Genomic DNA, 13,656 nt, shown 5'->3' with positions numbered 1-13,656 from the left:
AGGCTTTGGTAATTTCACGTAGAATATGAAAAAGAGCATGACAAAATATTACAAAGAACGCTTAGTAGAAGAAGAAGCTAGCTTAGCGGAACTTGAGAAAAAAAGCAGCACAACGTCCAACATTCGCTTGTTTGCCATCATTGCAGGAGCGGTATTACTTTATTTCCTTTTTAAAACTTCAGCAATTATTGCTTTTGGAGCCATTTTAGGAATATTAGCTGGATTTTACTTTTTGGTGAGATACCATGAAAGTATTCAGGAGAAGGTAGAATTAAAGAAAGTTTTAATTGATGTGTTAAGAAATGAATTAGAAGTATGCACAGGAGGCAAAAATAAATATGCCGAAGGGGCGGACTTCTATGATGAGAAACATGACTATACCGCAGATTTAGATGTTTTCGGTAATTTTTCTCTTTTTCATTTGACCAATAGGGCTAAAACCAGGCTTGGTCAAAAGAAATTGGCAAATGCTTTTTTAGAAACGCATAAGTCTGGAATTATTCAAAAAAGGCAAGCAGCTTCAAAAGAGCTTTTAGGTAAAACTATTTGGCGTCAGAGCTTTCAGGCTTCCCTGTTTGAATTAAGTGGTTCGTCGGTGACGGAGTTAAGTACCTTAGGAGAGCCTCCTGCCATTAAGCTAGAAGGATTGATTAAATACTATACTTTCCTTAAATGGTTTTTTGTGGGTAGTGTGGCAGCAGTCTTTTATTTCTATGGAGTGACCAATGGGATGATTGCTTTGTTTGGATTGCTGGCACTTAATTACTCTTTGGTAGGGATTAATAAAAAAGTTACGGAGCCATATTTCAATAAGATAAAGGGTTTGAGCCGAGACATGGCAAAGTATAAAACTGCCACGCAACTTGTTTTGGAGGAAAACTGGGAGACGGAGTTATTGAAAAATGCTCAAGGTCTATTGCCAGTTGATGGTAAAAACCCCATTGAAGAGTTTCAGTTGATATCAACCAAAATTGATATGAAGAACAACCAGTTTGCGTCATTCTTTCTTTATGCTTTTTCTCCATTTGATTTGGTACAGCTGGTGAAACTTAGAGGATGGGTTAAAGAGAACCCTAGTTTCTTTGAAGAAATCTTTGAGTGCTTAGGCACTTTTGAGCAGTTTGCTAGTGTGGCAACTTTGGCTTTTAACAGACCAGGTTGGACTTTTCCAGAGCTTAATGATGATGCGGGTGTAAGCGTAAATGCAGTAGAAATAGGGCATCCATTAATGCCCGAATCTGTAAGTAATAGTTATGTTTTAAGTCCTCAGAATAGATTGAGCCTTATTACCGGCTCAAACATGTCGGGGAAAAGTACCTTTTTAAGAACTCTTGGTTCAAATATTTTACTTGCCTATGCAGGGGCTCCTGTTTTTGCGGAGCGTTTTGCCTTAAACTCGGAAATTAAGTTGTTTGCTTATATGCGAATTAAGGATTCTTTGGAGCAAAACTCATCAACGTTTAAAGCAGAAATTGACCGAATCAAGATTTTGCTAGAGGCGATGGATACTGAGCCAAAGGCTTTGTTACTGGTAGATGAAATGTTGAGAGGAACGAACTCAGAAGATAAACTGAAAGGCTCAATTGCCTTTTTAGAAAGAGTGATAAAATCGAACTCTTATGCCTTAGTGGCAACACATGATTTAAGAATGACAGATATAGCTGACAAATATCCAGAATCTAGCAAAAACTACTTCTTTGAGTACGACGCTAAAGACGGTGAATTAACTTTTGATTATAAGCTAAAACCTGGCATTTGTGAAAGTTTTAATGCGTCCGAGTTACTTAGGAGTGTAGGTTTAGATGTTTAAAAGTGGTGAAGACTGTTTAAAAACGTGCAAAAGTTAATTAACCAAATATATCAATTCGACTACCTGAAAGGGGCGGTACTTACATTCGCCTTAGTGCTTCCGCTTTATTTGGGGATTCATTTTGACCAAATGGGTTATGGCTTAGCCTTTGCTTTAGGCGTGTTTTTTACCTTTTTACCTAATACGGATGGTAGCAATAAGCACCGCATTTTAGGGATAATTTTTGCTCTTGGCCTGAGTTTATTGATTACTGTTTTATGTCACTTTACTAGAGTGGCTTCCGAATGGCTGTTTTATATCTTTTTTGGTGTTTGCATATTTTGGGTGAGTATGCTTTCGGTGTATGGTTTTAGAGCATCTATGGTGGCTTTCTCTGGTCATTTTGCTATGATTATGAGCTTTGCTCTGCTAAAAACGGATTTGTCAATAGGTGTAAAACTTGGACTTATATTTTGTGGAGGTATTTGGTATTTGCTTTGGGCAAGCCTTTCGCACTGGATTTTTGAAAATAAAAGCACGGCTCAGAAATTAGCAGAGTGTGTGGAGTCGACAGCAGATTTTCTTAAAGTGAAATATCAGTTGCTTTGGAATGAGCCAGATAATAGGTTAGAGCAGGAACAAAAACTATTGAAACTTCAGATTGGTCTTAATGAAAAGCATGAGTTGCTCAGAGAACTTCTTTTTAAGAAAAGGATGGATGAAGGGGAGTCAAATAAGACAAGCAGGCATTTATTGATTTTTTTAGAAATGCTGGACATTTATGAGTTGGCATTAGCAAGGGATACGGACCCTACGGAGTATAAAGAAGCACTGGGTGTCCATTTTGATAAAACCCAAACTTTTAAATCATTTGCGGCAAGCACCATTGTTCATTTATATGCTTTAGCAGAAGCCATTAGAACTGATAAAAAGCTTCCACTGGAAGAAAGAGCTAGCGAAAACCAAGAATTTTGTGAAGCCAGTATTAAGTCTTATGTCAATATAATAGGCCTACCAGAGGCTAGGGAAGGAGCTCTTATTCTCAGAAATTTATTGGATTATGAGCGAAGGAAAGAAGAGAAGACTTTTTCAGCAAAACGAGTTTATGCAAATATTTTAGAAGGCTCAGATAGTCTGCTGAGAAGAAAAGACCGTCAACTTTTTATAACGACCCAAGATTATAATATAAAAACACTCAAGGCTAATTTAAACCTTAAATCCTCTGTTTTTAAGCATGCTTTGCGGCTTACCATTGCCATGTATGTGGCATTATTTGTTGGTAAAGTTTTTGAACATCAAAATGCTTATTGGATTTTATTGACGGTGGCTGTAATACTTAGACCAAACTTTGGTCTGACCAAAAAAAGAGGTTTAAGTAGGGTTTGGGGTACACTGATGGGGGCCGCTGGAGCGGTTGCGGTTATTCTGCTTTTTGATAGTAAAACGGTTTACGGTTGTTTTGCCGTACCGGCTTTGTTTGTGGGTTTTGTGTTTTTACAAAAGAACTATCGAGTGGCTGCCACATTCATAACCGCTGCGGTTATTCTACTTTATGCTATTCTGGTTGAAAATGCTTTGAACATAGTCCAATATCGAGTTATTGACACTTTTATAGGGGCCACTATTTCTTTTCTTGCCATTTATTTATTGTGGCCGGTTTGGGAAGAGGGCGGTATCAAGTCGTCTATTCAAAAGGCGATAGAGGCTTCTATGTCCTACATGGAAAATATTGATAGAATTTATCACTCTAAAGAAACGCCAGATACTGTATATCGATTAGCTAGAAAAAAAGCATTTCTAGAAAGTGGAAACCTGATGGCGGCTTTTCAAAGGCAAACAGAAGACCCAAAATCTAGACAAGTGCATCAAGCACAAGTGTACGCCAATGTGGTTCTCAATCAAACTTTTTTGACAGCTTTAGCGGCACTAGGTACATACATTCAAAACCATGAAACTACGGTAGCGTCAAAGGAGTATGAAACGGTTATGCGGCATATTTTTGAAAACTTGGAAGCGGCACTCAAGACCTTAAAAGGAGAAGAACAAAGCAAAGAGGTAGATATTGATGAGCTATCTGAAGCTACAGAGGTGCTGGATAATAAATACAGCGAGCTCTCCAAAGAAAGAGATATGGAGCTGGAAAAGGGTTTTGTGCCCATGAGTCAAGATATGAGAAATAAGCTTCAGGAAGGAAAACTAATGAAAGACCATTTAAAGTGGCTTCACAGTATTTCTGATAGCATGAAGCAGACGGTACCCGGGCTAAACTAGCTCATAAAAGCTCTTACTAGCTCTTCTTTGTCGTCAAAGTGGCTTTTTACGCCGTTGATGTCTTGATAGTTTTCGTGGCCTTTACCAGCCACTAAAATGATGTCTCCATCGTTTGATAACATCACGGCAGTTTTAATAGCCTCTCTGCGGTCTAAAATTGATAAAACCTTTTTCCTTTTGGTGATGCTTACGCCTTCTTGCATGTCTTTTAATATGTCTTCAGGCTCTTCGTTTCTTGGATTGTCGGCAGTTAGAATTACTTTATCGGCAAGTTCACAGGCTATTTTAGCCATCAAAGGTCTTTTTCCTTTGTCACGGTTTCCGCCGCAACCTACCACGCAAATAACCTGCTGATTTCCTTCCTTCAGGTCATTAATGGTTTCTAAAACATTTTTAAGAGCGTCAGGCGTATGTGCATAATCTACTATGCCTACTTTGTGGTCAGAGGAATGAATTTGTTCAAACCTTCCTGCGGGCGGAGTTAGTTGAGAGAGTTCGGTCAAAATAGCTTCAGATTCTTCTCCAAGCAGAATGGCTGTTCCGTAAACGGCCAATAAATTATAGGCGTTGAATCTTCCAATAAGTTTAAACCAGACCTCTTGCTCGTTAATGGTCATGTTTAAACCATAAAGACCGCAGTCTAAAACCTTTCCTTTAAATGTGCCAACACCTCTTAAGGTGTAAGCACTTTTTGTTGCTTCGCTATTTTGAAGCATCACTTTACCGTTTTTGTCGTCGGCATTGGTGAGTGCGAAAGCAGATTTAGGAAGCCTGTCAAAGAAACCTTTTTTGGCATCAATGTAATTTTTGAAAGTTTCGTGAAAATCTAAGTGGTCTTGCGTGATATTGGTAAAGACACCTCCTGAAAATGTCAATCCAGCTATTCTTTCCATAACCACAGCATGCGAACTTACCTCCATAAAGACATACGTGCAGCCCTTTTTATGCATGGAAGCTAGAAGCTCATTAATTTTTACAGAGTCTGGTGTGGTATGAGTCGATGGAATTATCTCGTCCTCTATTTGATTTTGAACGGTGGACAACAAACCGCAAGTGTAACCCAGTTTTCTGAACAAGTCAAAGAGTAACGTTGCCACAGAAGTTTTGCCATTTGTTCCTGTAATGCCTACTAGTTTAACCTTTGACGAAGGATTGCCGTGAAAATTTGAGGCCGCTAGCCCCATAGAATTAGCAGAGTTTTCAACCTTTAGATAAGTGACTTTATCAGAAAGCTTTTCTGGTAAAATTTCACACATAATAGCCTTGGCACCAAGTTCTATTGCTTTTTGAATAAAATCATGCCCATCAACCTGAGTACCAGGAATGGCAATAAACAAAGAATTGGCGTCTACTTTTCGGCTATCAAACTGGATGTTGCCTATTTCTAAATCTGTTTTACCAGAAACCGTAAGTAGAGATATTTTATAAAGGATATCGCTTAAAAGCATGTCTTATGATGAAGTTCTAGGTTGTCTTTAATTCTGAGAAGGTCTTTCTTTCCATGAAATAAACTACGGTTAAGAAAGCTGCACACAAAATTAAATGAACTGGCACAGAATACTGCAATCCAGCGTATTGTATTTGCGAATCAATTATAATTATTGCTGCCGCCAATACGATGTAAATTAAGACCTTAATAAGGCTATAAGGAACAGGGAAGTGCTTTTGACCATAATAATAACAGGCTACTACCATTAAAAGTGAGCTTATGGCAAAAGTGATAGCACAGCCTAAATATCCATACTGAGGAATCAAAATGATATTTAATATCACGGTAAGAGCCATTCCGCCAAGAGTAATCCAGGTGCCGTAAAAAGTTTTGTCCGTCAATTTATACCAGATAGAGATATTTCCGTAAACGCCTATCATGAGGTTGGCAAACAAAAGAATTGGCACCACAATTAAGCCAGAACGGTAGGTACTGCCAATAAGTAAACCAATCCAATCTAGATTTATAGAAACCGCAATCCAGATAAAAATACAAGCAATGGTAAACCACTTGGTGCTTAGGGCTATCATGTTTGGCGAGTTTTTCTCTCCCATTTTAGAAAAGAAGAAAGGGTCTGCGGCATAGCGATATGCTTGTACCACCAAAGTCATGAATATGGAAAACTTATAGACGTTGGCATATATGGAGAATGCGTCTTCAGTGTTGAATCCAGGATAGAAGCCATCAGGCAATAAACCTCTAAACATTAATCTATCAGCTGTAAGATTGATGGCTCCTGCCATTCCCATTATTAAGAGTGGGTATGCGTAGTTTAAAACGGTTTTGAGCTTCGCCCAATCCCACGTGAATTTGAAGCCAACAAATTCTTTCCAGAGTAATAATAAGGTTACAACGCTGGCCACATAATTAGCCCAAATGATATAGTCAGGACCAATGGCAGGATTATAAAAATATGCCGCAAATGGTTTTAAGTCTGGCAAGAAAAGGTCTTGTAAAATGTAATTACAAAACATTAGGTAGAAGACATTGAGACCGATGTTGATGAAAATATTAATCAACCTAATGCTCACAAATCGTTTTACCTTGTTTTGTGCTCTTAGTTTCACAAAAGCAATGGCAGAAATAGCGTCAACTACCAAAATCACGGATAACCAGATGATTAGTCTTTCTTTTCCTGGGTAGCCAATGGCGTCAATAAGCGGTGTAGCTCCTAGAATAAATAGGGTAGAGAGTGTTCCTCCTAAAAGTATGATAAAGGTGAGGATGATATTGAAATACTCCGACTGGTTTTCTTTTTTGCTGGCGTACCTAAAAAAGGCGGTTTCCATACCGAAGGTATAGATTACGTTAAGAGCAATGACATAGGTATAAAGCTGTGCGTTGTCAGAAAGTAGGCGAGGCTGTTCAAAAACTCGCGTATGGACAATGAACAAAAGCCAATTCAAAAGTCGCCCAACAATGCTACTTAAACCATATAAAACAGTATCACCAACTAATTTTTTTAGGAAATACATTATCTACTTAAAGCCAAATTATGATACAATGAAAATTGGTTTTCTTCGGTTTAAATTGCTCGTGGTCATAAACCGAACTGCAATGTTAACATTTATCTTTCAATCTTTCTTAAAACCATCAAGTCATCATTGTTTCTGGCAACAATATAGTGGGTGGTACCCTTGATTTTAATAGGAGCTATGAACCTGACTTGACCTTTTACTTTTAAGTTGGTTAAACTAGAGTGACTCATGGTGCTATCGTTTTGAAACTGAAGCATTCCACCGAAATCTGCATCATACCTACCTAATTGAATATTGGCGTCAAAGAAATTACCCATTAAGAGATAGTTTTTATCATCAACTTTACTTGCAGCAGCCATAGGTGCTAGCTGAGCGGTGGTAGGGAGTTTTTTTAATTCAAAGTTCCAGTTACCATTATTGACAAGAACCGCATTACTAAAATAATTGGCCTCAAAGCGTGTCGCATTCTTGATTTTATCTTTTCCTAAAATATCTGCAAAGTCGGCATTGGCAAAGTCCCTTGAGAGGTTATAGTTTTTTCTAATGAATGGCATTTGTTTTTCTAGCTCTTTTTTGTCGGCAAATAAACCTTCTTTCCCATTCATGTAATGTGTAAGAATTTGGTCAGGCCTGCCATTTTCATCATAATCATTGACGTACATTCTTACAGGTTCTGTTTCGCTTGCCTTTATTCTGCTGTTTTCCCCTAGGTTGCCTACTATAAAATCCAAGTCACCATCATTGTCAATGTCGGCAGGGTACAGCATGTTCCACCAGGCCTTCTTGTCGGTCAGTGTTTTTTTTGTGAAAGAACCATTCGTGTTTTCAAAACAGTAAATTCCATCCCATTGTACAGCAATTATAAGGTCTAGGTCATTGTCATGATCTATATCAAGCCACTTGGCATCTCTTATCATGCCAATGGTTTTTAGCTCGTTTGGTGTTTTGTCCTGAAAATTACCCTTGCCATCATTTATAAGTAAGTATGAATTTGGCATTTGACCGTAGCCCCATGAGATAGTTTTGCCACCTATAAATACATCAATGTCTCCATCATTATCAAAATCTGCAGTTTCTAAACAGGCTTGGGTCTCAAAAATATTAGGAAATGCATTCTCTTTTTTTGTCAAATTACCTGAGCCATCATTAAGGTAAACTCTAGGTTTAAGAAAGGGCGTTTTACCTGAGTATTCGTTTCCGCCGTCGGCTACTAATAAATCTAGATGACCATCTCCATTAATATCTGCCCAGTTTGCATCGGAAGCTTCAAAAGTGCTGTCTTTTTCTAATGCTTCTTGTTTAAGCTCATCAAATAAACCCGAAGCTGTTTGAATAAATATTTTATCTTTTTCCCACTTAGAGCTGCCTATAAAAAAATCTTCCAAGCCATCATGGTTAATATCTGCTACTGCAATGGCGGGTCCTGGCGTGGAGTTCATACTAGGAATTAAGGCTTCTCTATCAAATTCATTAAACCTATTTTCTTTATGCTCAATTTTTAAACCATATAAAGAAGCTACATCTTCAAAGGTGATACTCGCCTCTTTCTGTTGTAAACTTTCATAATTGAATGTCGGTAGGTCTGTTTTATAGGCTAAAGAAATAATGCTGTCTGTAATTTCTGAGTGTAGCGTTTGATAAGAATTATCAGGCCAAATGATTAATAAAGAATCTACAGATTGACCGCTAGGAATTCCAAAAAGCAAACTTGCTTCTGAACTTGACTGAAAACCTCTTACAGGAAATTTTTCTTGATATTGGATTTTCCCTCCGGCATATAAAATGGCTTTTGAACCTATTGCGTTTATATTTTGGGCGGAGCCTTTAAGATTTATTTTAAGGTGTTTATTGCCCTGATTTAGGTTTTCGTATAAAAAGGCTTTTTCGTTGATGTTGTTTGTTACCACATCCAAATCACCATCATTATCCAAATCGGCATAAATGGCTCCATTTGAGAAAGAGGAAATATTGTTTTGGATGGATGGCGTTAAGTCTAGGTAGTTTAAATCACCTCCATTTTTAAAAAACTTATTGGGGATTTTTACTTCGGGTAGTAGGTCTGTCAATAGTTCATCAGACTCATTAAACTCATTTTTATTGATACGCTCTTGAATGGCATCGTTTGATACATAATTCATATAATCAGTATCATTCATGCGTTTATTTATCCCGTTTGAGATAAATAAATCTTTTAAGCCGTCATTGTCAAAATCAAACAAAAGAGAACTCCAAGACCAGTCTGTGGCATGTACGCCAGAAAACATAGCAATTTCGCTGAAAGAGTTATTTCTGTTATTTAGCTGCAGAGCATTTCTAGAAAATTGGATATTATAGCCTTGGTCTAGTTTGAAGTTAAAATTGTAAAAGACATCTTCTCCGTCTGCCATTTTAATAAGCTTGTAGTCATAAGGCAGCATGTCAAGCGAAACTATCTCAGGAAAAAGGTCATTGTTGATGTCGGCTATGTCTACCCCCATACTAAAACGACTGGTATGTGGCATTTGATTTTCTGTGTCATCTTTGAAAACGCCGTTTCCTTTATTTATATACAGATAATCATTCTCATGAAAATCGTTTCCAATGTATAAATCAGGAAGGCCGTCCATGTTGATGTCGCCTGCGGCAATACCCAAACCGTACCCTAAAGCATTACTATGAATTCCAGACTCTTTGGTTTTGTCAATGTAGAAACCATCTTGGTTCTCATAATATCTATCGCCTGCATCAGGATGAAAAGTGTTTAGAAAGTTCTTTCTAGCTCCAAAAGTGCCGTTTCTATGAGCGGAGTGGTTCAGCAAATAGAAGTCTAGATCGCCATCAAGGTCAAAATCGACAAAAGCGGCCTGAGTAGCGAGTGATTTTATGTTTAAGCCATATTCTTCAGCAAGTTCTTTATAAACTGGAATTCCGTTTTCTATCTTTTGACAGATATAAAGTTGATTGACACCTTTTAGTTTGTCGTAATTTCCTACTTGCGATATGTAAATGTCCAGTAAGCCATCATTATTAATATCTACTATAGAAACACCGTTTGACCAGCCACCATTTGATGTGAGTAGACTTCTTTCTGTAATGTCTTCAAATTTTAAATTTCCCGAGTTCTTAAATATTTTGTTTTCACCCAAATTTGATGAAAACACAAGGTCTATAAGGCCATCGTTGTTTAAGTCACCTGCTCCCACGCCGCCTCCATTATAGAAATATAGGTAATTAAAAATGTTAAGTTCTGGGCCAGGAGTTAAAGTGTTTTCAAAGTTTAATCCAGTTTTTTCTGCTTCTAATAAACGAAAGTCAGGAGATTTAACCTGTTTATTGCAAGCAATCAATAGCGTGAGCAGACAGCAAGAAAGGAAGGCTTTTTTCATTTGAAATGGTACCATTTTGGGGTTTCATTGTTTCTCAAAATTAGTACGTCTTTGTTTTCTAATGGCAGAACCTGTCTTACTTCTCCGCGTAGTTTCAAATCCGAAATGTAAGTAAAGCTATTCCCTTTATTATTAAGGAGTACTTTTCCTTTGCAAGCATCCAAGGTGCCAAATTGAGGAATCATTTGAGAACTATTCCCGCCAATTATTAAATCTTGGTATCCATCATTATCAATGTCTAAAACACCAATATCATTAACACAAGAAAACTGTACTTCGGTAGGAAGTTCTTTAATGGTGAAATGACCTTTTCCATCATTAATAGCGACTATGCTTTTATTGAAATTGACTAATAGTGGTTCAATCTCTCTGTTGTCAATCATTTCAAATAAGTCCTGAATGGTCTTTTTAGCATATTCTGAGTGTTTCAGACTTGTATTTTTTAATGCAGGAAACTGTTCAGTTAAGTCTCTTTTTAGAAACACAGGGCTGTCTTTACCATCTACAGTTTTTGAAATAACCTTGTCTAAGGTGCCGTTTTTATCTAAATCAGCTACCCAGAGTTTTAAAGGTTTTGTTTGAGAAATATCTAGTGAAAAGTTCTCTCCTAGGTTTCCTAATACCAAATCAAAATCTCCATCATTGTCAATGTCTACCGATTTTCCTGAAGACCAAAAACCAAATAGATTTTCAAGTCCGCTGTCTTTCCATTCGCTTAAATCTCCATTCTGATTTTTATAAATCTTAGGGCTCATCCAGTCCCCTAAGATTATAAGTTCATTTTTACCGTCTCCGTCAATGTCTGTCCAGTTAGCGTCATTTACTAAACCTAGCTGAGTTATTTCGGCATGAATGGCAAACTCTCCTTTGCCATTATTTTTAAGAATAAAACTAGAGGTGGCTTTACCATATTCTTGAGGAGTATTTCTGGAGCCAACAAATAAATCTAAGAAACCGTCACCATCTATGTCCTCTGATTTTACTACAGCGGTATTTAAACTAGTAATTGGAAGAGCTGCTCCGTTAATTTTGAAATTACCTGCCCCATCATTTATATAAAGCCTGTCCATTAGTTCTTTACTTCTGGCTTTGTATTCATTTCCTCCTGAGCCAATGTATAAATCCAAGTCACCGTCAGCATCTGCATCAAAAAGTTCTAATGCGGTATCTTCAAATCTCGCAAATCTATCTAAGTCGGCTTGAGTACTTTTAATGAAGCCTTTTGAGCTATTAAGATAGACTTGTGTTGCCTGGTTTGAAGCTCCGCAAATTATTATGTCACTAAGACCGTCATTATTAATATCTCCATAAGCTGCCTTTGGACCTTCGGCAGATAGATTAAATGGTATGTTCTTTTCGGAGTAATAATCTAAATATTCGTTTTCTTGATGCTTCTCAAAAGAGGTTTCTAAAATATCAAAAAGGACTTTCTTAGCATTGAAAGATGCTCTTCTACTGCCTTTTTCTGCGGAAGCAATATCAATTGTTAGTGTGGTATCAACTTTTGTTTCACCTAAGAAGGAATAAGCATCGTTAGGCCAAAGAACCGTGATGGAGTCAATGCTGGTATTTTTTCCTAAACCAAAAGTTAGAACATAGTCGGAAGAAGATTGAAAACCTCGCGAAGGAATCAATTGCTTGCTGTATATCTTATTATCTGCATAAACGGCAATTTCTGAACCTACTGCAAATGTGTTTTGCCCGTCTCCTTTAAGCTTAAGTTTTAAATAATGATTCTCTTTGCTGCTTTGATTCTCGTAAATAAAGCATTCTTGGTTTATGTTATTAACTACCAAGTCTAAATCACCATCATTATCAAGGTCAACATACATTGCTCCATTTGAAAAAGACTCTTCTCTAAAACCAAAATCATTAGAGCTTTCCGTGAATTTGAGGCCACCTGTATTTTTGAAAAAACTATTGACAATAGGCTTGCTAGGCATTTGCTCTAGAATTTTATCAATGCTCTCTTTTTGACCAGAAAGAGCCATTTTCTGGTTGAGTTCATTTGTGAAAAAGTCTATAAAGTCTTGGTCTATGACGTCATGTCTAATTCCATTACTCACATAAATGTCATTCAGCCCGTCATTATCAGCATCAAAGAGTAATGCTCCCCAGCTCCAGTCACTTTTTGAAACGCCGGAAAACTGTCCAATTTCAGAGAAGTAACCATTGCCGTCATTTAACTGAAGGCTATTTTGCATGTATTGGTTATAGAAGCCTCTTTCTTTTTTTAATGTTTGTATGTAGTGATTTTCATAAGAAGCGGTGGTTTTTAGCCTTTCTTCTGTTCCAGGCAGCATGTCTGTTACAAAAATTTCAGGTTTGCCATCTTGGTTTAAATCTGCCATGTCGGCACCCATGGAAGCCATGCTTGTATGCCCAATTCTGTTTTCTAAATCTTCTTTAAAAGTGCCATCTTTTTGATTAATGTAGAGGTAGTCTTTTTCAAAAAAATCGTTCGACACGTACATGTCAGGCCAGTTGTCATTATTTACGTCACCTACGGTAATCCCTAAGCCAAAACCTATTAAGCTACCGTAGATTCCCGATTCTTCACTTACATCTACAAAGTGGCCATCATCATTTCTAAGAAGTTTATCTCCACCGCCCTTCATGAAATCTTTTACTGGCCAATCTTTGGCTCTTAGGTCTCTGTTGTTTGCGTAGTTTAGGGTGTTTACAGGGATAAAACTATTATTTAGTACATAAGCGTCAAGGTCGCCATCTTTATCGTAGTCGAAAAATGCTGTATGTGTGGTGTAGCCATTTTCATTTAAGCCATATTCGGCTGCTTTTTCTGTGAAAGTTAAATCTCCGTTGTTAATAAATAAGGCATTCTCTGTGCTTATTCCTTTTCTGTAACCGGCGTTGCAAACGTAAATGTCTAGCAAATTGTCGGCGTTTATGTCAACCATGACTACGCCAGTACTCCATTTCTCTATTTCTCCTATTCCTGCCTTTTCGGTAATATCTTCAAAGGTCATGTTGCCTTTGTTAAGATATAATCTGTTTGAGCCCATATTGGCCGTAAATAGTAAATCAGTTAAGCCGTCATTATTAATATCACCAGCAGCTACGCCACCTCCGTTATAAAAGTTACGATAGTTGAAGATGTTAAACTTATCCGTATTGTAAATGTCGTTTGAAAACGAAATTCCAGTACTTGAACTTTCTAGAAGGGTGAAAATACTTTTTTTCTCTTCTTTGCAGGCAGAAAGAGTCAGAAGGAGGAATATGGCTATGAAGGGTTTTCTAAGCATG

Annotated in this window: 6 protein-coding genes; 2 read left to right on the top strand and 4 right to left on the bottom strand. The window is 37.4% G+C overall.

The features are described 5' to 3' along the window. The first annotated feature begins 37 nt into the window (after nucleotides 1-37). Both AC0L6O_RS00200 and AC0L6O_RS00195 read left to right on the top strand, forming a co-directional pair. Nucleotides 38-1,810 (top strand): MutS-related protein, encoded by a 1,773-nt coding sequence (locus tag AC0L6O_RS00200; RefSeq protein WP_473305435.1) that lies wholly within the window; start codon nucleotides 38-40, stop codon nucleotides 1,808-1,810. Nucleotides 1,811-1,834: 24 nt separating this feature from the next. Then, the gene (locus tag AC0L6O_RS00195; protein ID WP_473305433.1) at nucleotides 1,835-4,060 is read left to right on the top strand and encodes an FUSC family protein; all 2,226 of its coding nucleotides are present in this window, start codon (nucleotides 1,835-1,837) and stop codon (nucleotides 4,058-4,060) included. Here AC0L6O_RS00195 and AC0L6O_RS00190 read toward each other — a convergent pair. The 4 genes from AC0L6O_RS00190 to AC0L6O_RS00175 all read right to left on the bottom strand — a co-directional run bounded on the left by AC0L6O_RS00190 (nucleotide 4,057) and on the right by AC0L6O_RS00175 (nucleotide 13,655). Continuing rightward, nucleotides 4,057-5,508, bottom strand: coding sequence for a UDP-N-acetylmuramoyl-L-alanyl-D-glutamate--2,6-diaminopimelate ligase (locus AC0L6O_RS00190; protein WP_473305431.1), 1,452 nt, complete (start codon nucleotides 5,506-5,508; stop codon nucleotides 4,057-4,059). The genes AC0L6O_RS00195 and AC0L6O_RS00190 overlap by 4 nt on opposite strands. Nucleotides 5,509-5,524: 16 nt before the next feature. Continuing rightward, the gene (locus AC0L6O_RS00185; RefSeq protein ID WP_473305429.1) at nucleotides 5,525-7,024 is read right to left on the bottom strand and encodes a polysaccharide biosynthesis protein; all 1,500 of its coding nucleotides are present in this window, start codon (nucleotides 7,022-7,024) and stop codon (nucleotides 5,525-5,527) included. Between the two features lie 92 nt (nucleotides 7,025-7,116). Beyond that, on the bottom strand, nucleotides 7,117-10,392 hold the full coding sequence (locus tag AC0L6O_RS00180) for a VCBS repeat-containing protein (protein WP_473305428.1): 3,276 nt from the start codon (nucleotides 10,390-10,392) through the stop codon (nucleotides 7,117-7,119). Beyond that, a complete protein-coding gene (locus tag AC0L6O_RS00175; RefSeq protein WP_473305427.1) occupies nucleotides 10,389-13,655 on the bottom strand; it encodes a VCBS repeat-containing protein in 3,267 nt (1,088 codons plus the stop codon). Before AC0L6O_RS00175 ends, AC0L6O_RS00180 begins: the two co-directional genes overlap by 4 nt. Nucleotide 13,656 lies beyond the last annotated feature (1 nt).

This window comes from Arcticibacterium sp. GJ41-1, assembly GCF_055808875.1.
Note: the sequence above shows the minus strand (reverse complement) of the source record. Positions and strands in the feature narration are given on the sequence as shown.